The 23,463-nt window shown below is 55.3% G+C and carries 22 protein-coding genes; 9 read left to right on the forward strand and 13 right to left on the reverse strand.

The window, feature by feature from the left end; all coding sequences use genetic code 11:
* Nucleotides 1-111: 111 nt before the first annotated feature.
* The 5 genes from VN12_RS17350 to VN12_RS17370 form a co-directional block, all read right to left on the reverse strand.
* On the reverse strand, nucleotides 112-555 hold the full coding sequence (locus VN12_RS17350; protein ID WP_146678021.1) for a rod-binding protein: 444 nt from the start codon (nucleotides 553-555) through the stop codon (nucleotides 112-114).
* Nucleotides 556-685: 130 nt separating this feature from the next.
* Entirely contained in the window at nucleotides 686-1,864 is a 1,179-nt protein-coding gene (locus VN12_RS17355) for a flagellar basal body P-ring protein FlgI (RefSeq protein ID WP_146678022.1), read from the reverse strand.
* Between the two features lie 216 nt (nucleotides 1,865-2,080).
* Nucleotides 2,081-2,548 (reverse strand): tRNA (cytidine(34)-2'-O)-methyltransferase, encoded by a 468-nt coding sequence (locus tag VN12_RS17360; RefSeq protein ID WP_146678023.1) that lies wholly within the window; start codon nucleotides 2,546-2,548, stop codon nucleotides 2,081-2,083.
* Nucleotides 2,549-2,561: 13 nt separating this feature from the next.
* Nucleotides 2,562-2,918, reverse strand: a complete 357-nt coding sequence (locus tag VN12_RS17365) for a YbaB/EbfC family nucleoid-associated protein (RefSeq protein ID WP_146678024.1) — start codon at nucleotides 2,916-2,918, stop codon at nucleotides 2,562-2,564.
* 58 nt (nucleotides 2,919-2,976) lie between these two features.
* Complete coding sequence (locus tag VN12_RS17370; protein WP_146678025.1) at nucleotides 2,977-4,326, reverse strand: Gfo/Idh/MocA family oxidoreductase; 1,350 nt, start codon at nucleotides 4,324-4,326, stop codon at nucleotides 2,977-2,979.
* Between the two features lie 203 nt (nucleotides 4,327-4,529).
* Between VN12_RS17370 and trmB the strand changes: the two genes are divergently transcribed.
* Complete coding sequence (gene trmB, locus VN12_RS17375; RefSeq protein WP_146678026.1) at nucleotides 4,530-5,144, forward strand: tRNA (guanosine(46)-N7)-methyltransferase TrmB; 615 nt, start codon at nucleotides 4,530-4,532, stop codon at nucleotides 5,142-5,144.
* Between the two features lie 40 nt (nucleotides 5,145-5,184).
* Here the strand turns inward: trmB and VN12_RS17380 are convergent, their stop codons facing one another.
* From VN12_RS17380 to VN12_RS25905, 6 genes are all read right to left on the reverse strand, one after another.
* Nucleotides 5,185-5,559: a carboxypeptidase-like regulatory domain-containing protein gene (locus tag VN12_RS17380; protein ID WP_146678027.1), complete on the reverse strand. Its 375-nt coding sequence runs from the start codon at nucleotides 5,557-5,559 to the stop codon at nucleotides 5,185-5,187.
* 80 nt (nucleotides 5,560-5,639) lie between these two features.
* Complete coding sequence (locus VN12_RS17385; protein WP_146678028.1) at nucleotides 5,640-6,803, reverse strand: DUF1559 domain-containing protein; 1,164 nt, start codon at nucleotides 6,801-6,803, stop codon at nucleotides 5,640-5,642.
* Between the two features lie 279 nt (nucleotides 6,804-7,082).
* Complete coding sequence (locus VN12_RS17390; protein ID WP_146678029.1) at nucleotides 7,083-7,391, reverse strand: hypothetical protein; 309 nt, start codon at nucleotides 7,389-7,391, stop codon at nucleotides 7,083-7,085.
* Entirely contained in the window at nucleotides 7,382-7,936 is a 555-nt protein-coding gene (locus VN12_RS17395) for a methylated-DNA--[protein]-cysteine S-methyltransferase (RefSeq protein ID WP_315850171.1), read from the reverse strand. Before VN12_RS17395 ends, VN12_RS17390 begins: the two co-directional genes overlap by 10 nt.
* Nucleotides 7,937-7,947: 11 nt before the next feature.
* The gene (locus VN12_RS17400) at nucleotides 7,948-8,889 is read right to left on the reverse strand and encodes a hypothetical protein (RefSeq protein WP_205855072.1); all 942 of its coding nucleotides are present in this window, start codon (nucleotides 8,887-8,889) and stop codon (nucleotides 7,948-7,950) included.
* A gap of 214 nt (nucleotides 8,890-9,103) precedes the next feature.
* On the reverse strand, nucleotides 9,104-10,144 hold the full coding sequence (locus VN12_RS25905; RefSeq protein WP_168164100.1) for a hypothetical protein: 1,041 nt from the start codon (nucleotides 10,142-10,144) through the stop codon (nucleotides 9,104-9,106).
* 341 nt (nucleotides 10,145-10,485) lie between these two features.
* Between VN12_RS25905 and fae the strand changes: the two genes are divergently transcribed.
* The 7 genes from fae (at nucleotide 10,486) to trpA (ending at nucleotide 19,924) form a co-directional block, all read left to right on the forward strand.
* Nucleotides 10,486-10,983 (forward strand): formaldehyde-activating enzyme, encoded by a 498-nt coding sequence (gene fae, locus VN12_RS17410; protein WP_146678032.1) that lies wholly within the window; start codon nucleotides 10,486-10,488, stop codon nucleotides 10,981-10,983.
* A gap of 143 nt (nucleotides 10,984-11,126) precedes the next feature.
* The gene (locus VN12_RS17415) at nucleotides 11,127-11,555 is read left to right on the forward strand and encodes a hypothetical protein (protein WP_146678033.1); all 429 of its coding nucleotides are present in this window, start codon (nucleotides 11,127-11,129) and stop codon (nucleotides 11,553-11,555) included.
* A gap of 223 nt (nucleotides 11,556-11,778) precedes the next feature.
* Nucleotides 11,779-13,332, forward strand: coding sequence for an efflux RND transporter periplasmic adaptor subunit (locus tag VN12_RS17420; RefSeq protein ID WP_146678034.1), 1,554 nt, complete (start codon nucleotides 11,779-11,781; stop codon nucleotides 13,330-13,332).
* A gap of 3 nt (nucleotides 13,333-13,335) precedes the next feature.
* Nucleotides 13,336-16,437 (forward strand): efflux RND transporter permease subunit, encoded by a 3,102-nt coding sequence (locus VN12_RS17425; protein ID WP_146678035.1) that lies wholly within the window; start codon nucleotides 13,336-13,338, stop codon nucleotides 16,435-16,437.
* A gap of 80 nt (nucleotides 16,438-16,517) precedes the next feature.
* Entirely contained in the window at nucleotides 16,518-17,732 is a 1,215-nt protein-coding gene (locus tag VN12_RS17430; protein WP_146678036.1) for a cysteine desulfurase family protein, read from the forward strand.
* Between the two features lie 80 nt (nucleotides 17,733-17,812).
* The gene (gene trpB / locus VN12_RS17435) at nucleotides 17,813-19,054 is read left to right on the forward strand and encodes a tryptophan synthase subunit beta (RefSeq protein ID WP_146678037.1); all 1,242 of its coding nucleotides are present in this window, start codon (nucleotides 17,813-17,815) and stop codon (nucleotides 19,052-19,054) included.
* 75 nt (nucleotides 19,055-19,129) lie between these two features.
* Nucleotides 19,130-19,924 carry a tryptophan synthase subunit alpha gene (gene trpA, locus VN12_RS17440; protein ID WP_146678038.1) on the forward strand — a complete coding sequence of 265 codons (795 nt, stop codon included), beginning with the start codon at nucleotides 19,130-19,132 and terminating at the stop codon, nucleotides 19,922-19,924.
* Between the two features lie 284 nt (nucleotides 19,925-20,208).
* Here the strand turns inward: trpA and groL are convergent, their stop codons facing one another.
* Together groL and groES are read right to left on the reverse strand one after the other, a co-directional pair.
* The gene (gene groL, locus VN12_RS17445; protein ID WP_146678039.1) at nucleotides 20,209-21,840 is read right to left on the reverse strand and encodes a chaperonin GroEL; all 1,632 of its coding nucleotides are present in this window, start codon (nucleotides 21,838-21,840) and stop codon (nucleotides 20,209-20,211) included.
* Between the two features lie 133 nt (nucleotides 21,841-21,973).
* Nucleotides 21,974-22,288: a co-chaperone GroES gene (gene groES, locus VN12_RS17450; RefSeq protein ID WP_146678040.1), complete on the reverse strand. Its 315-nt coding sequence runs from the start codon at nucleotides 22,286-22,288 to the stop codon at nucleotides 21,974-21,976.
* Between the two features lie 271 nt (nucleotides 22,289-22,559).
* Between groES and VN12_RS17455 the strand changes: the two genes are divergently transcribed.
* Entirely contained in the window at nucleotides 22,560-23,444 is an 885-nt protein-coding gene (locus VN12_RS17455) for a zinc ribbon domain-containing protein (RefSeq protein ID WP_146678041.1), read from the forward strand.
* The last annotated feature ends 19 nt before the right edge of the window (nucleotides 23,445-23,463 follow it).

Below are 23,463 nucleotides of genomic sequence, written 5' to 3' on the forward strand. Positions count from 1 at the left end.
TCCGGAATCTGAGCCAAACGGGGCCTGGCATCTACGGAATGAAGCAGACGTCGGGAGTATAGACAGGCGTCAAGCCGATGGAGGCGTCCAAGTTGGCATCCCACCCTGTTGCTATTTGGATCGCTGCAATTGAAACAACTCGTACATCGGTTCAGATAGCTGGGAGGCACTCGCCTTGGTCATTTCTTCGCTCAAGATCTGATCGAGCTGCCCCTGGAAAATCTTCTCGGCTCGCCCTCCGTTGAAGTATGCGGAGCCTTCCTGGGACGACCGGAGCGAAGAGATCATTTGGGAAAACAGCGTCTGTCCCACGAAATTTTGAAACGCTTCTTTCAAATCTTCTCCCTGCTTTTCCCCCATTCCTCCCAGCTCAATCTCACCCGATGCGGATGGAAATGCCGGAGCTGGACTCTCGGATTGGCTTTGTCGCAGTGCATCGGCAAAGCTCCCGTCGTGAAGATTTTCCCCTCGCGATACGAGTGCATCGGTTCCGGTGCCGCGCGCCATCGTACCGGACAAGGAATCTAGCTTCGTTATACCGATCGATTCTGCCATGGGATGATTTCCTAAATTTCTAAGTTGGGCGACCTGGCAATGTTGGCGAGTTGGCGATGGAGCGCCACCTGCCCAAGAGCCCGTTGCGACAGTCGCCCCATGGCACGGGGTGCCGTGCGGACAGGACGCGTCACTCGATTACGAGCTCCCCGTAAAGATTCCCCTGTTTGTAGATCCCTTTGATGATGGTAATGATGTCCGAGGTCGGGACATTCAGCACATTGAGGCCATCCACCAAGCTTTTCAATCTGGGGTTCTCCGGCGTTTCTTTGGGGAGACCGACAAAGCCCCCGGCGGGCGGATTGTTTCCCCGCGGAGAAAACGTGAGGTTGCCAAACGATACGGCGACGGGGGCAAACGTGACGTCCTCTCCGATAACGACGACCCCCTCTCGCTCGTTGATGTAAACTCGCTTTTGGTTTGCAAGGTTGATCAACGGCAGGTTGAGGATCATGGAAACGAATTCCACCGGTTCGCTTTGATAGATTTCCGGAACCTGTACGACGACATGTGTTTGATCGATCGCCGAAGCGATCTTTTGTACGGAACGAGTCGAGCGGGTGCCGGAGGAACCATTGGGATTCCCCGTCCCCCCTTGTTCGTCGTACCGATTGATTTTGTCCGCGATCAACTGCGAGGTCGCGAAGGAACTGTGATTGGGAGTGAGGACCAACGTGACCTTGTTGTCTTGAACAAATGGATTCTGAACGGTCTGCTCCATTTTGCACCCGTTCACGACCCGCCCCGACGTGGGAACTTTCGGGTCATCGAGAGTCACCGGTCCACTTGCCAAAGCGTAGGTCGTCGTCTGATCGGCTCGCGGCCCGAGCATATGGGTCAAAACAAGATAGCCTCCTTCGAGGCTCTTGGCGTTGATAGCGCTTACCGTGCAAGAAACCTTATCCCCTTGCACCAAACCGGTAGGCGGAATCTTGGCTACCACCCACACCATGGCCACATTCTTGGTGTTGGCGAATTCTTTTTCGTTGATGCGACCCTGCATATCGAACGACGGGTTGCCTCCAAGCCCCTTGAGCGCCTGGGCAATCGATCGGACAGTCGGCTTGAAATCACCGTCTCCGGTTCCCTTCAGTCCCACCACCCAGCCAATCCCTTGCAACGTGTTCTCTTCTTGCCCTTGAAGACGGCAAATGTCCTGAATCTTGAGCTCCGCGATGGCCTTGTTCGCGAACGGACCGAGCCCAAAGGCAACCGCCAATCCGAGCAAGATCCTACTGGCGAACAGGAGCTGACAGGATCGAATCCTGAACGTATTTTCGATTCGAATGACCCGTTCCTCGCGATGCATGGTTTCTCTCCGGTAGACCCACTCGGTGAAGGAGTTTGTCAGGGACTTGAACGATTCCGTGCACCATACCCAGATAGGCGTAGTAATTTCCAGTCCGATCTGCTGACGCCCGGGTGAAAGGCTCCAACGCCAGCTGCCAAATGTAGAGAATTGGAGGCACTCATGGTGGACTGGGCGAACGGCGCAATCCAGAGAAAGGACGGAAGACTCGTATTGTCAGGCGAGCGAAAACTGCCTGTAGGCTTCGTAGGCGGCGATGCCTACCGTCACCGAAAGATTGAGACTGCGAACGGGCCCGGGCATGGACACAGAGACGCACTGGCTGGCGAATTTCTCTCTCAAGGAAGCGGGCAGACCGCTCGATTCGCTACCGAAGAGGAGCCAGTCGCCGGGTTGATAATGAGGAGCGGTGTAGGCCTGCGATGCGAACTTGGTAAAGATCCAAAGGCGATCCGATGGGATACGAGGCAAAAGATGATCCCAGGAATCGGCAGCTTCCCATTGGAGGTGTTGCCAATAGTCGAGCCCGGCCCGCTGCAACTGCTTTTCGTCCATTCGAAATCCGGTCGGGCGTACAATCCACAGTTTGGCATTCAAGGCGGTGCAGGTCCGGCCGATATTCCCCGTGTTCTGCGGAATCTCAGGCTGGTACAAAACGATGTTCAAGATCGGTTCGGAGGTCATGGACGTCGCGACGCTACCCTACGAAGTTTTTAAGAACATCGTTGAAGCCAGGAAAGACTTCGACGCCCCCCGTCACCTCTCGGATCGCTTGGATGTGCATTTCCTTGGCGGTCCGATTGGCTTGGTTGATGGCGTCTGCCATGCGTGTTTCGAGCTCCAGCTTGGCGTCCGGCGCGAGCAACTCAGGAGCAATGCTGACCTGCGTCACAACTCCGAGTCCGTTCATCTCGATGTTAATCGAACCTCGATCCGTGTTGCTAGAACCATAGATGCGGGCGGTCTCTAACTTTGCATGCAGCGCGCGAACTTGTGGCCCCAATTGGGTCAAGTTCTTCATGGCGGATGCAAAGTTGGTCAAGTTCTTAAACATGAATCGCACTGTTCCTTCGAAGGGAGTTCCTTCGGTATGGAGTTCCTACGGTTTGGCTTTACGCATCGATGAACTTGTAACGACCTGGCATGCGTACCTCTGGGTTCGGAGCATCCCCCCAATCGGTGACATTGTCGGGCCCAAGCTTCAGATCGCTCTTCATCGCATCGTCCCACTTGATCACTTGCCCCGAGTACGCTGCCTCGCGTCCCATGATCGCCATAAGCGTGCTCTTGCACATATAGTCGCCGTTGTTAATCGGCTCGTTGCGGCGGATAGCGTTCATCAGGGCGACATGCTCGAGGTAATACATGCTCGGCTTTTCCCCCTCGTACTTCCAATTCACTTTGCCAGTGATCTTGTTGGCCAAGACCTTTGCAGTTCCCTCCGTGCCATAAACGTAGTCTTCGGTTTCGTTAAAGCACTCGGACATCTGACGCGTCGCGGCATAGCAACGTGTTCCATTCGCCCATTCGTAAACGATGGAGAAGTGATCGTAGATATCGCCGAACTCGGGTGCCGTGCGGACTTGGCGTCCTCCTGTTCCATAGCACTTCACAGGTGGTTCGTCATTGTGCAGCCACATCGCTTTATCGAGCGAGTGAATGAATTGCTCGACGATGTGGTCTCCGCTGAGCCAGCTGTAATAGAGCCAGTTGAGGACCTGGCGATGCATGGGCGTCCAATCGGGATTTGGAGTTCGCGACCAAAGCGTGGAGGTGAGATAGTTTTCTTGAATCGATACAATCTCGCCGATCGCACCGTTTTGGATTTGTTCCATGGTGGCTTTGACACCGAGGTCGTAGCGCCAACAAAGCCCCGAAACGACGCTGAGTCCCTTTTCTTTCGCTTTCTCGCACGCGGCCATGACTCGGCGCACACCGACGGGATCGACGGCTACCGGCTTTTCGCAAAAAACGTGCTTGCCCGCGTTGATCGCGGCCTCGATATGCATCGGGCGGAAACCGGGAGGAGTCGCCAAGAGAATAACGTCGATGTCGGTTTCCAGAATCTTCTCGACGGCATTCCAACCCGAGAAGCATTGATCGTCTGAAACCTCGTACTGCGGACCCAGCGTTTTGGAAAGCTGTTTCTTCCCTTCTTCAAGACGGTTGTAGAAGACTTCCGCAATCGCCGTTAAGCGGCAACCTGGGTCAGCGGACATGGCATCTTTGGCAGCTCCATTCCCTCGGCCGCCGCAGCCGACCAATCCTACTTTGAGAATGTCGCTCCCAGCCGCATGGACCGAACGATTTAGAAAGGAAGTCGCCACGCCGGCCGCACCCACCGTAGCCGACGTCTTCAGGAACTGGCGGCGTCCCTCCTGGCTTACGGAATGCGATCCGGTATCTGCAACTGCCGAGGTGGATGGTAATGCGTCGGATGCCGTGGAATGTTCTATCGACATGGTGATCGTTCCTAATAGCAAGGTACAAAGAGTAGGGCGCGTCGGTTTGCTGCCCAAATCATGAACGGTGGGGATCGAAAGGTAAGGGGAAACGGGATTCGGCTTTCGAACAGACCGAAAACGCTTATCCTGGAAGGAATTCTTTACCAGCGTGGGGGAACCCCCCAAGACTTGGAATACGGTTATAACCCATCAAAATTCCTATGCAACAAGACGAGCCGGCGATGCGAGGGCGATTCTATCGCTCCGAAGACGAACAAATTCTCCGAGATTGGCTGAACACCGATGCACGCTTGGAACTAGAAATCGGCTCGGGAAAGGGACTGTTCTTGATGAACCAGTCACCCCAACACCAGGAAACGCGATACATCGGGCTGGAGCTTGCCGCGAAATACGCGTGGGAATGCCAAGCCAAGGTGGAAAAAGCCGACCTGAAGAATCTTCGGTTTTTCGCTTGTGACGCAGTCGCTGTGATCGATCGAGACGTTCAAACCGATTCGATCGACGCGGTGCATGTTTATTTCCCCGATCCATGGTGGAAAGCAAAACACAAGAAGCGGCGAGTCCTCAATGAAGACTCCCTTCGAAACATCGAACGGATCCTCAAGCCAAATGGTGAGCTCCATTTTTGGACCGACGTGCTGGATTATTACGAACTAACGCTAGAGCTGATCGATCAGGTCACGCGTTTGGAAGGTCCGCTGTTTGTGAGCGAGCCCGCCTCCACGCATGACATGGACTACCGAACGCACTTTGAGCGACGAACCCGTCGAAACGGATTGCCGGTCTATCGATCGCGGTTCATCAAATCCGTTTAATCGGAAGATACGTTCGGATCTTTCACGATTGCCGCCTCGATCACTCTGCTTTGCAGATGATCTCCGTCCCAGCTTTGACCTCCACTAAATGCTCCATCTTGGGCTCGGTAAAAGGAGCGCTAATGGTCTTCGGCATAGCCGCCTTCGACTTCTTGGAGGGTATGAAGTAGTAAACGTATTTGCCAGGTATGAGCTCTCCTTCAAATACTCCCTTCGCATCCACTTCCATCTCGGTCACATACCCGTTCTCCGTCGGTTGAAGGATCACGAGCATATTACCAATCGGTGCACCATCTGCGCCAATAACCCTTCCTTGCACCTTTTCAACGGTTCCCACGGATTGAATCGATGGGCCGCAACCGACGATCAAACCGATAACCAAGATCAACAAAAAATATCCGTCTTTGATTCGCATTTTCGGTTCCTGAAGAAGAATCGCCGGGTGAGATCCATGTCCCACCCAGCGATCGAAGAGGTTTCAATTTGACAGTCTAACTAGTCTTGGCTGTTGATAACGTTTCCGTCCGACGCACCGACCAACCACTTGAGGATGAGGGTGTCGGTGTTGTCCGAGGTGAACCGGACAGATCCGTCACCCATGACGATATTCACGCCACCGGTATGGAACGCAAATGGTTCGTCATTGGGACCGCAGTTGTTTACGGACCATCGGCATTCGGCAGGGCCGCCAATCGGTTGCTTGTAGTTATTGATCTTGGCAATTCGGCTACCGGTTGCATTGCTCGGTCCAGAAAACCCATTGGCGCACGCATCGGGATCTGCCCAAGCATGAACGCGGCGATTGCCGACGGGGAATGGCGCCGCTTCTACCACTGCTCGCGAGGTTGGAGTGGGGGAACGTCGAGCCGATTGAGCACCGAACGATCCGACGGCGGGGTGGGCTCGCGAAGCATCTTCCACGCAAAGAATTGTGTTGGACGTTCCGTCGGTCACACGACCGATTCCTCCCCCATCGCAATTCAGCATGCCACTGACGACCTGAGCTGTCCAATCCGCAGCTGGAGAAGTCGGGGTACGCATGAGATAGGTTGGCGAGGAAGGTCGAGCATCGACGTCCGACAAGGCAACGAACATGTAATCGAATCCGCCGAAGCTATGTACGGGATCCCGCGCATCATTGGAAATAGGAGCCGAGGGACAGACGAAGGTCGAAATCTTCGCCTTGGCGGCTTGCTGACCTGCGGGGAACGCGGTGTCATCGTAGGAGTAACCCTTCGCATCACGGTGCAATTGCGCTGAACCGTTGGCAATCAAAATGCTGCCGCTTTGGGTCGCCGAGTACGTCGCCGACTGACGTGGGTCGGCGTCATGATTGAAGAGTTGATAAACGTTGTTCTGCTCGATGTAGGGCAAGAGCAACGTAGCGGTGGAGTGAATCATGTAGGTCGTGGTATTCGAACCGGTCGAATCGCACTGACCACTGTGAGGCAACTTGCGAGCCGCCGACTCGAAGTTGTGAACGGCCAATCCCATTTGCTTCAGATTGTTGGAGCATTGCATACGGCGAGCGGCCTCTCTCGCAGCTTGCACGGCTGGGAGCAACAACCCAACCAAAATACCAATGATGGCAATCACGACCAAGAGCTCAACCAACGTGAATGCACGCGACTTCCGTTGAGCGAAGAAACTTCGTTTCATAACCTCTTACCAACCTCAATGAAAAGACTCCGAACTGGCTGACCCAAGCCAATTTCGAGGCTCATTTCGTCAGCGGTTGAGGAGTCTACCCAGGGTTGGTTTGGCCGCTATGGATAACGAACCGAATTCACACAAGCTTCATGGTTTGCTAACGAAACCATCATCCTTCACTATTCCTTAACCAATGAACCAGATCGATTGCGATTCCGAAGAAATCGAATCGTTCTCATACCCACGGAATGGATCGCAGAATGGCTCGCAGGTTTTCGCGACACCCGACTAGGTAGAAGATCGAAGAGCGATCGAACTGAGCCAAGGAGATAAGCTCAAAAGCCCAAAACCGATAAGGAGTATCGGTCGAGAGGTTGACCAAAGGGACACCGGAATCAACATCATACCACCCGCTAACCCTACCAAACTCAGCAAAAGCATCTCGTACCGGCAGGGTCTGCGCCAAAGCGAATACCAAAACAGCAGCACCCAAAAGGAAAGGACGACGCCCGAGAAGCCAACCGCCAAATACCCAGACGCAAGCAGCAGTGCCGCGAGGATCCAAAACCGAGTCGGCGAGTCTGCGTTTATCGGCACTCCATTACCTCAGATGGGATGGACGTCTCACGAACTTCCTTCCAATCACCCGCAGCATGGGGCGACTCTCTTTGGAGCAAGTATCGCTTGCGATCCAATCCTCCTGCATAACCGGTCAGCGTTCGGTCTTTGCCTAACACCCGATGACAGGGAGCAACAATGGCCAGCGGATTCTTTCCAATTGCTCCGCCTACTGCACGGACCGCACGAATCGCTCCAATCTGCTCCGCAATCGCCTGGTAAGAACAGGTTTCCCCATAAGGTATGGTGAGAAGTTGCTCCCAAACTCGCTTCTGAAATTCGGTCCCCACAAAGCGGATCGGGAAATCGAACTCGGTTCGCGATCCTTCGAAATACTCGGACAACTGCTCGGCAACTCTTCGGTGCAAAGCGTGGTTACGATTAGCGAGGGAACCGGACGCGGCCTCGATGCCAGCCGCCGGACAGTCGCGCTGGTCGCGAAAATGAATCCCGACGACTTGGTCGGACTCGATGGTAATTGCGATGGGGCCGATCGGGCTTTCCATCCATTCGGTGCTTTGCATAGATCTCGATCCTACCAGTCGGATTGAAAAGGTTCCGTAATGAGGATAACAGCAATCAGGACGGCGATACAAGCCACCGCGGCCCAAACGATCCGATACCATGGCCGGCCATACCTTCCATAGACAAAGTCGAGAAAGCCGACCAGGGATGGCAGGAATAAGACAACACCAGTGAGCCCGATGGGTAGCGGGCGCGATCGAAAGTAGCCCGTTGACAACAGGCATATCGATGCACTAATGACGATGGGATAGAGGGCAATGGCCAGGGGCCAGACTCCGAACAAGCGAGATTTTGCCGAGTAGAAAAAGGAGACACAGGTAGCGCCTAGCGTGACACCGATGCCCGTCAGGACCCATTCTCCAAGGCTAGCGTAGGATTGTATTGCGATCGCAGCTACGCAGCCGAGTTGGGCTAACAAGACCAACGGAGTCCATCGCGACGCCCCGGTCGCAACCAAGGAATGGAGCGAGGCCATATTCAAAATGCTGGCGGCTGACCCGATCAAGATCGCTTGAAACATTGGGGTCAACCAATTCGGCCAAGTCTCTGGTTCGAAGATCGTTAGATAGTGCGCGCCTATCGCAAACAAACAGAGCGCTGGCCACACCAAAGCGGATTGCTCTCGCTCGCTGACGGAAAAGAGACGTAGCAGGCCAAGCCCCAATACGGCTCCCGGGATCAGCCATATCAGCCATTGCCAACGGTAGCTGGCGGTCCAGGATGTCCAAGCCATCGGATCCCACAACAGCTCTCTCTGCCAAAAATCCGAAACCAACAGCGAGCCTCCAATGAGCAAACAGCCGAGCAAGGTTTTCCAACGCGCGTGGGGATAGGTAGCATCCTCCTCTCCACCAGATTCACTCTTCGAAGAAAGAAAAAGCCAGCACCCAACAAGGGACGCTAGGCCTGGTAGAAGAATCCTTTGAAAAAGGACCTGCTGTTCAAAGGACATCGCTGAAACCTCAACATCGGATCGCAAACGATCCACGCTCACGGGGATGCAACTCAAAGGGTAAATGCAACAAGGCCGCTGCGAGACAGCGGCCTTGTATTGTACACGACCTGTTCAGGTCCCCGGTCGCTCTAGCCCCCGGTCGCTTTCGTTACCGGTCGCTCGCATTACCGTGGGGTGCTCGGCTCCGGCGCCGCACGTGCAAAACAGAGCATCAGTTACCAGGTTGACGAGACAGTTGTTCGCCGATCGATTCCGTGTCGTTGGTCGATTGGGGGGCTGCGTTGTTATATCCCTCGGCGGTCTCGGCCCTTTCGTTAGCGTAACTCACCAAGCGAATGGCGTTCTCGACTTCGAATCGCGAGAAGAACAACTCAGTCCCCGTGTATTGAGAAATAACCCGAGGCTTGTTCACCAACTCTTGCCATGTCAGCCCGTTGGCGACGTGCCAAGCTGCCGCTTGGGCAATGTTCTGACTGACCTTGCGATTCGCCAACGCTTTGCAAAGCTCATTCACAACAGGCGAATCGTTCACTTGGCTCAATCGAACGATTTGGTACTTCATGCGAGGATTCGGATCGTGCTTCCCGTGCTCCAAACAAACGGTCGGAACCACTACCTTGCGGATCTTGTCGGGCTCAACGCGGAACATGCCTCCCATGCCCCCGCCCATACCTCCCATACCACCGCCCATACCTCCCATGCCACCCATGCCTCCCATGCCGCCTCCTCCCATTCCGCCAAAGCCACCACCCATGCCTTGACCCATACCGCCTCCCATTCCCCCCATGCCTCCCATGCCGCCGCCCATTCCTCCCATGCCGCCGCCCATTCCTCCCATACCCATTCCTCCCATACCCATTCCACCCATACCCATCCCCATCCCTTGCGCCAGGACAGGGACCGCGCCAAACGTTTCGGGCAGAATGATATCGAGCGGCTCACCCGTCTTGTTCTTGAAAAGGACGCTCGCCTCCGTCGCATCCTTTCCGATGTAGTCGACCGTCAACAAACCATCTTCCATCGCTTGAAACATCTCAACCGAACGGGCTGGCTGATCCTCTTTTTTCTTCGACTTTCCCTTAGAACTGGCCAACGTCGATCCCGCGGCCGCTCCCCCCTTACCCACACTCGCAGTCGTCTCGGACTTCGCGTTGGAAGGAGGCACCTCACCCCATGCCAAACCACCCACCGATGGGACCGACACGGAGAAAACAAAGGAAAGGCAAAGTAGTTTCGAAAGGGTCCGCTTCATGGTCATACCTGACGTAATGGATTAGGAGGTGATGGACGAAGTTGTGAGCAAGTCGCGGTCTGAAATAAACCGTTGGTATTTGGGAAATAGGCAAGCGGCGTGCCGAAAGAGTCATGGCATGCGCGCTTCCTCTAAAGTTACACTCCGAATCGCTAAATTCCACTGTTTTCACGCAGGAATGAACCGGACACCCTTCGATTTCTTAGGAAAAACCGGCAGAGACGGAGGGGCGACAACCCGGGGCTGATTGCAGAAATGTTGCAGTTTGCTACCTTTTCGTGTTCAGTATCGCGGCGTGTCGCGAAATTCTTTCCATCCAAACCACCCCTGGGGATTTATCCATGTCCATGTATGTCGGCGAAGCACTGGTAGGCGAAGGCAATGAAATTGCACACATCGACCTCATGATCGGCAGCAAAGAAGGCCCTGTGGGCGTCGCTTTCGCCAACGCGCTCGCAAACCAAAGCAACGGTCACACCAACCTGCTCGCAGTTCTCACCCCTAACGTTGCCGTCAAGCCAAGCACCGTGATGATCACCAAAGTGACCATCAAGGGGATGAAGCAAGCTGTTCAAATGTTCGGACCCGCCCAATACGCCGTCGCAAAAGCAGTGGCCGATAGCGTCGCCGCTGGCGTGATCCCCAAAGATCAAGCCGAAAACCTTGTTATCGTCTGCGGTGTGTTTATCCACCCTGCTGCCAACGACGATAAGAAGATCTACGAATACAACTACCAAGCGACCAAGGATGCCATCTCCAATGCGATGAAAGGCCTCCCAACCGTCCAACAAATGATCGACCAAAAGGACTCCGCATCCCACCCATTCAAAGGGTTCTAGTCCCCGCCCCTCGCACCCCATGGTCGCTGTCATTGCTGGCGCCAACTGCCGTTCAAGAGCCAAGGTCTATGCCTTGGCTCTTCTTTTTTAAGTGACTTCCAGGCATTCGCAAGGTATATTGCTGCCTAGAGGTTTTGCAATCCATGTCGTATCTGCTTTCCCGCTTCCGGTCGCTCGCACTTTTCTTCTGCGCGATCGTTTTGTCTGGATTGCCCCTCCCCATGCTCGATGCCCACCCGACCAACTCGTCGGAGGTTTCGAAACACCCCGCCCTCCTCGCGCATCTCCAAAACACTCCGGCGTCCGAACACCAAGGTGTCGAAGATTCCGAAGTCCATGTTCATTGGATCTCCATCCTCCTCGCTTCGAACGCGAATCCGGAAGCGAACGCGTCAGAACCGTCGGTGGACCTTGTTGGGATATCGATCGCCGGTACCGACTCCGTTCCACTTTGTGTTGTCCAACTGTGGGGCGAATTCCAATGGCCCCCAACCCCGGGTCCCCGCGTGGCGAGCCCCCGGTTCGCACCTTCTCTGAGCCATGGGATTCGCACCACGCGACTCCTTCTTTGAGCTTCAATCTCCTACTCGCGTGCTCTCGCGCGTAGTCCCTTCGCGGGATGAAACCTCCTGCCGATCTCGCCGATCCGCCCCAATGCGGTGATCGCGCCGGAACATCGCGCCGGAACACTGTACTCATCCTTCGCCGTTGCACTGGATCGTTGCCGATTGCATCCGGTCCCTTCCTCCACGTCGAATTCCCATTCCATCTCCCCAACACGGGGCCCTTCCTATCATGACATCCCATCAACCATCCGAATCCTTGCCGAAGCGTCGCACCGCGATGGGGCTGGCGTGGAAACCCGCCGCTCTCTTCCTCCTGGCTGGAGGGATCCTCGGAGCGGCCGCCTACTACGCCTACCAGCGCATCCGTACCCAATCGCCACACGCTAGCGACCAATCCGGCTCGAAACATTCAGATGCACCCGAGAGCCAAACCGACCAGCAGAGCGGAACGGGCAATAGCCCACCAACGGTTCTCGTTCCCGCATCTCAATGGACGAAATTGGGGCTTGCGAAGTCCCCCGCTGTCAAAAAGCCCTTTCAGAAATCGGTGATGCTTACTGGCAAGGTTTCTCTCAACGAGGATCGCATCGCGCATATCTATCCCATGGTCGAAGGCGCCGTAGAAGAAGTCTACGTGGGGCTTGGCCAAAAAGTGAAAGCAAATGAGTTGCTCGTCATGATCCACAGCCGCGAAATCGGCTCGGCCAAACTCGAGCTCTACCAAGCCAGACTGCAATGGGAAATCGCAAAGGTCAAAGAGAATCTGCAACGAGAGATTTCCAAAAACACCGAGCAGCTTCTGACAGCACTCCGGGAACGGAAGCCAATTCAAGACATCGAATCCCAGTTTCGAAGCCGCGGGATGGGAGACTATCGGGAACGATTGCTCCTGGCTTATTCCAGCTTTCTCAAATCCCAGTCGGATGTTCAGCGTCTGGAAGGGGTTACCGATTCAGGCGCGATCTCGGCCAAACAACTCGTCGCTGCCGAGTCGAGCCGCAACGCAGATCTCGCCACGTTTCAAAGCCGAATCGAACAAGTCGAGTTCGAGCTGAAAACCTCTTTGCTCTTGGCATCGCAAGCTGCCATGGAAGCAGGTACACGCGTCTCCGTCGCTACCACGAATCTCCGGATCCTCGGTTGCGATGAAGAAGATATCGTCTCCATCGACCCAGAGCGTCAGGGACAAACGATTTCGGACTACCCCATTCGCGCTCCTTTCGACGGGACGGTCATCTCCAAAGATGCAGCCCTCAAAGAACAAGTTCGACCAAGCTCCCAGATGCTGAGCATCGCCGACCTCAGCAATATTTGGATCGCTGCCGATGTGTACGAACAGAATGTACCCCTGCTCAATTCGCTCGCGGGCAAGACCCTCACCGTTCGGAATGAAGCCTGGCCCGATCGCACCTTTGAAGCCAAGATCTTCTACACCGGCGACATCATGGACGACGCCACACGAACGATCTCGATGCGAGCGATCGCCGATAACCCTGAACAGCTACTCAAGCCGGGAATGTTCGTGCAGATCGAACTACCTGGGCTCGTCGAAGAGTCGGTTTTGCAAGTCCCCAAGTCGGCAGTGCTGGAACACGAGGGAAAGCGATTCGTCTTCGTTCAATCCAGCAATGAAGAATTCATGCGTCGCGATGTATCGGTCGGAGAAGCTGGCAAAGAAGAGATCATCGTCTTGGACGGGCTAAAAGAAGGAGAGGAAGTCGTAACCTCAGGGGGCTTCGTCCTCAAATCAAAACTGCTCTCCGATTTGATGGGAGAGGAATAAGCCATGGTGAACAACCTTATTGATTGGGCGCTGAACAATCGATTCATTGTGATGCTCCTCTCCTTTGTCGTCCTCGGCATGGGAGGACTCGCCATCACGACCATTCCTGTGGATGCAGTCCCCGACTTGACCAATGTTCAAGTTCAAATCCTCACCAATTCACCGGCCCTGGGCCCCGTCGAAGTCGAGCAGTTCATCACCTTTCCGGTCGAGAACGCGATGAGCGGCGTCCCACGTGTCGAAGAGATTCGGTCGATCAGCCGATTCGGGCTGAGCGCCGTAACAGTCGCATTCGAAGAAGGGACCGATATCTACTGGGCTCGCAACTTGGTAAACGAGCGACTGCTGAAGGCTCGCGAGAACATCCCCCCCGGGATGGGCACCCCCGAACTGGGTCCTATCGCAACTGGGATGAGTGAAATTTACCAATTCGAAGTTCGGAATGCGGAGGGAGCAACGCACTCTCTCAACGAACTGCGAACCATTCTGGATTGGCAAATCGCATTCCAGCTTCGCAGCGTTCCCGGGGTCATCGAAGTCAACACCTTTGGAGGCGAACTGAAAACATACGAGGTGCAAGTCGATCCGGACAAGCTTCAGAACTATGGCATATCGCTCGGTGATGTTTTCAAAGCTCTCGAAGCCAATAACGGTAACGCTGGAGGCGGCTACATCAACCACGGCGCCGAACAACGACTCATCCGCGGCGAGGGTTTGGTCGGATCTCTCGAAGATATCCGCTCCATCGTCTTGGACAGCCGACGAGGGACGCCGATTCGCATTCAAGACATCGGGGAAGTTCGCTTTGCTCCGATGCTTCGTCAGGGTGCGGTGACTCGCGATGGCGACCGAGAAGCGGTGATCGGTATGGTCATGATGATCATGGGAGGAAACTCTCGCCAAGTCGTGGAAGAGGTGAAACACAAGATTGAAGACATCAGCAAAACTCTTCCCGATGGAGTCGCCATTGAAACATTTTACGACCGAACGGAACTTGTTGAAAAAACCATCCATACGGTCGGTGAAAACATTGGCCTAGGCGTCGCCTTGGTCATCCTCATGCTCTTTCTGTTGCTAGGAGATGTTCGGGCAGGACTCATCGTAGCGGCCGCGATTCCGTTGTCCGCCATGAGCGCCTTGATCGCCATGCGATACGCCGGTGTGTCGGCAAACTTGATGAGCCTCGGCGCCGTCGACTTCGGAGTGATCGTCGACGGTGCGGTAGTCATGATCGAGAATTGTGTTCGCCGCGCATCGCGGTATCAGAAAAACAAACCGGGGCAAACCGTACCCTTGGAGGTGTTTCGCACATCGGCCAAGGAGGTCGGAAAACCGATTTTGTTCGCGGGAATCATTGTGGTGATCGTCTTTATCCCCATCCTCAGCCTTCAAGGCATGGAAGGCAAAATGTTTCGCCCGATGGCGTTCGTCTTTATGTCCGCCCTTTCCTCGGCGCTGGTGATGGCGGTGACAGTGATGCCTGTGATGGCTTCCCTGTTCTTAGCCAGACGAATTCAAGAACGGGAAACATTTCTCGTTCGATGGCTGAAGTCCGCCTACCGTCCGATGCTGGCCTTCGCCATGCGAACGCCACGTCTGATGCTAGGCTCCTCCGTAGGCCTATTCGCGGTCAGCGTCTTGCTAGCCACTCGCTTTGGAGTGGAGTTCGTACCCAAGCTCGACGAGGGGGATATCGCCATCCAAGCGGCGCGTTTACCGAGCGTCTCGCTTGAGACCTCCGTCGAAATGACCAAAGCGATGGAGCGATGCCTTTTGAAGTTCGAGGAAGTCGAGAGCGTGGTTTCCAAGACCGGTCGCCCCGAAATCGCCAATGACCCTATGGGGGTGTACCAGACCGACGTGATCGTCCGGCTTCATCCGCACGATCGGTGGAAACGTTCGATCACCAAACCGGAGCTGATCGAGGAAATGCAGGAGGCCCTTCAAGAAGATGTGCCTGGCAACTCGTTTAGCTTCACGCAACCCATCGAACTGCGTGTCCAAGAATTGGTCGCTGGCGTTCGCTCCGATATCGGTCTGAGCTTGTACGGGGATGATCTGGACGAACTCAAACGAAAAGGAGATGAGATCGCGCAGGCCCTCAACCAGGTCCCAGGTGCAGCCGATGTTCAGGCGCAGCAAATCGCAGGTCTTCCGTACCTCCGAGTCATTCTCAACCGAGCAAACTTAGCCCGCTACGGAATCAACTCCAGCGAAGTACTGGACGCGATCTCCTCCGTTGGAGGTGTGGTAGTCGGTCAAGTCTTCGAGGGACAACGCCGATTTCCACTGCAAGTGCGGCTGAAACCGGAGTGGCGAAACGAGACGGAAAAGATATCGCAACTCAAGATCATGGATGCCGAAGGGAGACAGATCCCCATTTCCCAATTGGCAAAAATCGTGATTGAAGAAGGCCCCGTGGAGATCAGTCGGGATGCGATCCGAAGACGATTACTCATCCAGTGCAATGTGCGAGGTCGAGACTTAGCCGGGTTTGTCGCCGAAGCGCAATCCGTGGTCGAAAAGGCGGTGACTCTTCCTGCCGGTTACACACTGCGATGGGGGGGGCAATTCGAAAACTTGCAAGCAGCCACGCAGCGCCTAGCCATTGCGGTTCCGGTCGCGCTGATTCTGATTTTCGCTTTGCTCTACATAACGTTCCACTCGGTCAAACTCGCATTGTTGATCTATTTGAATGTTCCCATTGCAGCGACCGGAGGTATTCTCCTTCTTTGGATGCGCGATATGCCTTTTTCGATTTCCGCTGGGGTCGGGTTCATCGCCTTGTTCGGAATCGCAGTCATGAATGGAGTGGTTCTCATCGAACATGTGCGGCATCTGCGCCATGCTGGAGAAAGCCAATTGGACGCGGTGGTCGATGGGGCGATGGATCGATTGAGACCGGTTTTGATGACGGCATCCTGCGGTGCATTGGGATTCATTCCAATGGCGATCTCAGCCAGTTCAGGTGCGGAGGTGCAACGACCGTTGGCGACCGTGGTCATCGGAGGATTGGTCACCTGTACGGCATTAACGCTGTTGGTGCTGCCGACGATCTACCGGTGGTTTGAACCGAGTGAGATACCGAGCGAGTCGACGCATTAACGAATCGACGCGCTAGCGGGCTCGGTGCGCCACACCACGGTCCGCTTATCCTCGTTCTGAATCCTTACTAGAATGGGGTTATGAATGCCATTTATTTAGATAACCATGCCACGACTCGGGTTGATCCACGCGTGGTGCAAGCCATGCTCCCCTGGTTTGATACCCACTATGCAAACCCGGGGAGCTCGACGCATGAACCGGGTAGACAAGCCAAAGAGGCCATCGACGACGCTCTGATCGGGATCGCCGATTTCTTTGGTGCGCAAGCCGACGAGTTGATCGTAACCAGCGGTGCTACCGAGAGCAACAATCTGGCAGCTTTTGGCATCTGCCTTCATCCGAGACAGAAACGCCGAAAAATCGTGTCGGTTGTCTCGGAGCATCAAGCGATGTTAGGGCCTCTTCAAAAGCTCCAGAAGCTCGGATTCGAGGTAAGGCTCTTACCGGTTCAGTCCCATCAGGATTCGGTACCAGGACAAATCGATTTGACGAGAATCGCGGAGGAAATCGATGCCGACACCGCCTTGGTGAGCGTGATGTTGGCCAACAATGAAATCGGTGTGCTGCAACCGGTCCGCGAAATCGCCGCGATCTGTACTCAATACGAAGTCCCGCTTCACACCGATGCGACGCAAGGAGTAGGGCGTATTCCGGTCGACCTGTCCGAACTAGGAGTCGATTTGTTGAGTTATTCGGCGCACAAAGTTTACGGTCCCAAAGGGATCGGTGGTTTGCTGGTTCGCGGTGCCAACGCGCGGGTGAAGCTCGCCCCGCAGATCGTCGGAGGAGGACAGCAGTCCAATTTGCGTTCCGGGACGTTGGCAAGCTCGTCCATCATCGGAATGAGGATGGCGCTCGACATCGCCAAACAGACCAGAGCTTCCGAGTCGATCGACCATTGGAAGTGGCGAGATCGACTTTGGCAGTTGCTGGCAAACGAGATTGCGGGCTTGTCCCTCAACGGTCCGGGGTGGGGAAGCGAACCTTGCCAGGATGAAAACGGTCGGTTATCCGGGGAGCAGCGATTGACGGGGAACTTGAACGTTTGTTTCCCGAAGGTCGATGGCCAGTCCTTGATGCTGGAAGCTCGAGGCGTTGCCGTCAGCAGCGGGAGCGCGTGTACGTCCGCCCATCCCGAGCCAAGCCATGTTCTGCGTGCGATTGGCCGATCCGAAGATGAGGCCCGAGCGAGCCTTCGGTTCGGGATTGGTCGATTCAATTCGGAATCTGAGATCGAGCAGGCAGCGGAACAATTGATCCATGCATACCGGAAACTGGCGGCATTTGTCGCTTGACCCTCCTCCCCCCTCGATCGACAATGCCAGGGCAGAGGCCCTCCAAATCCTAGTTTTTCCCTCCAACCTCCCTATCTCGCATGAGCGCAGCTTCATCGGCTACCCCGCATTCCTCTTCCGAGGTTGCTTCGAAACAAGTTCCCGATTTGTCGGGTCGGTTTGGCGATTTTGGTGGGCGTTTCGTTCCGGAAACATTGACTCGTGCCCTGGAAGAACTGACCGTCGAATACGATCGAGCGAAGAAGGATCCCGACTTCCAAGCGGAATTGAACGAGTTGCTCCACACCTTCGTCGGCCGCCCATCTCCTCTGTACCACGCCAAGCGATTGAGCAAGCAGATGGGAGGGGCGCAGATTTGGCTCAAGCGAGAGGATTTGAACCACACCGGGGCGCACAAGATCAACAATACCCTCGGCCAAGCCTTGCTCACTCTTCGTATGAAGAAGACGCGAGTGATCGCGGAAACCGGGGCGGGCCAACATGGAGTTGCGTCCGCGACCGCGTGCGCTCACTTTGGATTACCCTGCGTGGTCTATATGGGTGCGGAAGACGTTCGTCGGCAAAAACCGAATGTCTTCAGTATGCGATTGATGGGCGCGGAAGTTCGTCCGGTCGAAAGCGGGTCGAAAACACTGCGAGACGCGGTCAACGAAGCGATGCGAGATTGGATGTCGTCCGTCGAGCATACCCATTACATCATCGGTTCGGTAATCGGACCACACCCGTTCCCAATGATGGTTCGGGATTTTCAAAGCGTGATCGGACGAGAGTGCCGAGAGCAGTGCTTGACCTCGATCGGACGCCTGCCCGATACCATCGTGGCTTGCGTCGGAGGAGGCAGCAATGCGGCAGGGATGTTTTACCCCTTCGTCGAGGATCGATCGGTTCGAATGATCGGTGTGGAAGCGGGTGGCCGCGGCCCAACAGCAGGGGAGCATGCGTCCCCTTTGACCTTTGGTAGCCCGGGAGTATTGCATGGATCCTACAGCTATGTCATGCAGGACGACGATGGGCAAACCAGCGATGTTCACTCTATCTCAGCAGGCTTGGACTACCCAGGCGTCGGACCCGAGCACAGCTATTGGAAAGACACGCATCGTGTGGAGTACACCTCCTGTCGCGACGACGAGGCTCTCGGGGCCTTCGACTATCTAGCGAGAAACGAAGGGATCCTCTGCGCTCTGGAGACTTGCCATGCGGTTGCCAAGGCGGTGGAGATCGCCAAGGGGATGAGCCCTGATCAGCATTTGGTCATCTGCTTGTCCGGCCGTGGGGATAAAGACGCTGCCGAGCTGGCTCGACTTCGCGGCCAACAGTGGTAAGCTGTCGCGTCCGCCACTCCCATCCTCCCCATCTTCGAATCCCAACACCTGCCTTGTCTGGAAAGCCGATTTGTTATGACCGCTATCGATGACCTGTTTGCCAAGCTCCGCCGCGAGGGACGCAAGGCATTCATGCCGTTTATCACAGCCGGGGATCCCAATATGGATTTCACGTGCAAGGTCGTCACGTTGCTTGACCGGCTCGGATGTTCGATGGCAGAAATCGGCATCCCCTACAGCGACCCTATCGCCGATGGCCCGGTCATCCAAGCTTCCTATACGCGTGCATTGAACAAGAAACTCAAACTGCAACAGATATTCGACGGAATCGGAGGGATTGCCCCGAAGGTATCTCTCCCGCTGGTATCTATGGTGAGCTACGCCATCATCCACCGCATCGGTCCCGAAAAGTACATCGATCAAGCGAAAGGGGCGGGCTTTGCAGGGGCGATCGTTCCCGACTTGCTGGTTGAGGAAAGCGATGCCCTCTCCCGCCTCTGCAAACAAAAGGACTTCAATCTCATTCAGCTGGTAACTCCAACGACACCGCGTGAACGAGCGCTGAAGATCGCGGAGCAATCGACGGGCTTTCTCTACTTCGTCAGCGTAACAGGTATTACAGGCGAACGAAGCGAATTGCCTGTCGATCTGGTAGATCGAGTCTCTTGGCTTCGCGAACGAACACCCCTTCCTATTTGCATTGGCTTTGGGATTTCCAAACCAGAGCATGTGAAGCTATTGGCACCTGTCAGCGACGGCGTGATCGTCGGTTCGGCCATTGTACGTATGATGGAAAATGCCGGTGCCGATGAAGCGGATGCTTTGGCGAAGATTGAAACCCTGGTCCATTCGCTAACCGCCGCTCTTTAGTCGATTCATCTTACCCACTTCGTCATCGGCAATCCCAATAAACAGGATGCGAGCCGATGGGGCCTCTCTATGCAAACGCTGGCAAGAGTTAGCCAGCGACACCGCAGGTCTGTGACACCGCAGACCGGCGACGCAAACGGTCTGTCCGAGTCCATGGGGCGTTTTCGCCATGCATAGAAAAAGGCCCTCCTGTTCGAGAGGGCCTTGATTCTTTTTTCTCAAGTCATGGCACTGGAAATCGAGACCGACTCGGCGGCACATGATCTCGGGTGCATGATCTCGTCTTAGTACATGTCGTAATCGCCGCCGTGGCCGCCGCCACCCTTCTTACCGTGATCATCCTTGGGCTTTTCGGCGATCAAAGCGTCGCTGGTGAGGAGCAGCGTCGAAACCGACGCTGCGTTGGCAAGAGCGGTTCGCGTTACCTTGGTCGGGTCGATAACGCCGGCCTTCACCATGTCTTCGTAGACATTGGTGAGTGCATTGTAACCGTTGTTGCCCTTGGCTTCTGCTACCTTTGAGCAAACGATCCCGCCGTCTTGGCCAGCATTCGCTGCAATCATGGTCAAAGGAGCGCGGCAAGCGCGGAGAACGATGTTGTAGCCGGTGACCTCGTCTTGGCTCAGCGATTCCGCTGGTTGCACTTGGGTCGAGGCTCGCAGGAGAGCGACACCACCACCAGGGAGGATACCTTCTTCGATCGCAGCTCGGGTAGCATGCAACGCGTCTTCAACACGTGCCTTCTTTTCCTTCATTTCGCTTTCGGTCGCCGCTCCGACGTTCACCTTGGCAACGCCACCGGCGAGCTTCGCCAATCGCTCTTCGAGCTTCTCGCGATCGTAATCGCTGGTGGTGTTTTCGATTTCGCGTCGGATCTGATCGATACGAGCCTTGATGTCGCTCGCTTTGCCAGCTCCTTCAATGATCGTGGTATTGTCTTTGTCGACAATCACCTTCTTTGCACGACCGAGGTCTGCGAGGGTAAGAGAATCGAGCTTCTTGCCGAGAGCTTCGAAGACAGGGGTGGCATTGGTCAAGATGCCGATGTCTTCCATCATTGCCTTGCGACGATCACCGTAGCCCGGTGCCTTCACGGCGACAACGTTGAGCGTACCGCGGAGGCGATTGATCACCAACGTCGCCAAAGCTTCCCCTTCGACTTCTTCGGCGATGATCAACAAAGGCTTGCCTTGTTGAACCACTTGCTCGAGGACAGGGACCAAATCCTTGATGTTGGAGATTTTCTTCTCGTAAACCAAGATGTACGGATCTTCGAGGACGGCTTCCATCGTTCCGGGATCGGTGACGAAGTAAGGCGAGAGGTATCCACGATCGAATTGCATCCCTTCGACGAATTCGAGTTCGTCGTGGAGGCTCTTTCCTTCGTCGACGGTAACAACCCCGTCCTTACCCACTCGTTCCATCGCGTCGGCCAAGAGGTTTCCGATCGCTCGATCGTTGTTGGCAGCGATGGTTGCGACGTTTGCCATTTCGGCTTTGTCTTTGATCTTGATCGACATCTTTCGGAGTTTCTCCGTGATGTCGGTAACAGCCGCTTCGATCCCCGATTTCATTTGGATGGGGTTAACGCCAGCGACGACGGCCTTGAGGCCTTCGTTGAAAATGGCTTCAGCCATGACCGTCGCGGTCGTGGTTCCGTCACCAGCCACGTCGCTCGTCTTCGAGGCGACTTCACGGACCATGCGTGCGCCCATGTTCTCGTAAACGTCTTCCAAGTCGATTTCCTTGGCGACCGTTACACCGTCTTTGGTCACGGTGGGGCTGCCAAAGCTCTTCTGCAGAATCACGTTGCGGCCGCGTGGCCCAAGCGTGACCTTGACCGCGCGAGCGAGCTTGCTGACCCCGCGGCGGATTGCTTCCCGTGCTTCCTGATCAAAAGCGATAATCTTTGCCATCGAAAAATACTCCGTATGTAACTATTAAGTTGTACTGGGTTGGTCTGAAACCGAGTGTTGGTCTGAAACCGAGTGTTGGTCTGAAACCGAGTGTTGGTCTGAAACCGAGTGCTCGGATTGGATCTGGCCGGGATTAGCCGAGAACTGCAAGAACTTCGCTTTCGTTCATCAACAGATATTCTTCCCCGTCGACCTCGATGTTCTCGCCTGCGTAACTGGTGAAGAGAACGAGATCCCCTACTTTGACTTGCAACACCGATCGACTGCCATTTTCGAGCATGCGGCCATCGCCGACGCTAACCACTTTGCCGCGGGTGGGGCGATCCTTGGCACTATCTGGCAAGAAAATTCCTCCGCTTGTCTTTTCCTGGGATACTTCGCGTTGAACGACGATGCGATCTCCGAGCGGAACAAGCTTCACCTTGGACTTCTCTTTTGTTGCGGCCATGTAGTAGGACTCCGTTGAGGGTGTATCGGAAAGGGAACTTCAATCGACGGTTGGCGGCACGAAGCCTCGATTGCGAATGGGCCACGCCAAAACGGCACGCCCAGATCGGAAGGAAGCTCGACGGAGCAATCCGTGTGCCATTCCGATTTTTGGCTGGGGCGATTGCCGCTTGAAATTCGCCACAAATCCTTGCAGGCTCATTGTTTCCCACGCGATCGCAGCTCAGAATAGACGGGTGTAAGCGTCGAACTTTTCCCTGGAATCCTTGAGAATGCCGATCCGTGTCACCTGCCAATGCGGCCAGACCCTTTCCGTTCCCGACGAAATGGCTGGCAAGAGTGGACGTTGTCCCAAGTGCAAAGGGGGCTTGAAGGTCCCTGCAAGCCAAGGGAAGCCGGTTGCCGCATCGACCAAGGGGTCCCCCGCCACGGCAAATCCTGCCGCTCCCAAGCCCCCCAGCGCGGGATCGACCTCCAAGACTTCGCCCGGCCGGTCTGCTGCACCCGCCCCCAGCTCAAACCTCGCCGGCTTATTCGACGACGTGGGATTGGTGACGAAAACGGGCAAGATGTGCCCCTCGTGCGATTCCCCTCTGGATCCCCGGGCCGTCCTCTGCGTTCACTGCGGATTCAATTTGGCAGAAGGGAAGAAGCTCGAAGGGTTTCAGGCGAAGGGGCAAAAGAAGTTTGGCAACAAACACTTGAACGAAGCCGCCGAAATGATGGAACGGGAACAGGCAACCGAGAAACGACTCCTCGGAGCCGGTGCCCCTTGGTGGATGATGTTCAGCATCCTCGCGGGAATCGTGATCTTCATCGCCGGGCTCGCGATCAAAATGGATGCCGCCACGTCAGGAAAATCGTCCTCGATCGAACTGCTGCGCCGCATCCAGTCCGCCACCTATCTGACCGTGATGTCGGGTTCTTTTGGTGCTGCAATGGTCGCCATCTCGATCTTTGCATCGCTGGCCATTCTCATCACCGCGTTTAAAGAGTCTGCGAAGCAAGGACTCCTATCAATGTTCGTTCCCTTTTACATTCTTTACTACATGTTTTCGAGACTGTTCAGCAAGCATCTCGTTACCACAGTTATCATTTACTGGGTCTCCTCGATCCTTGGCGGCATCCTCCTCGGATACGCCATGCCGCGGATCTAACTCGGTCTCTTCTCTTTGT

The organism is Pirellula sp. SH-Sr6A, assembly GCF_001610875.1.
GTDB lineage: Bacteria > Planctomycetota > Planctomycetia > Pirellulales > Pirellulaceae > JBKCUI01.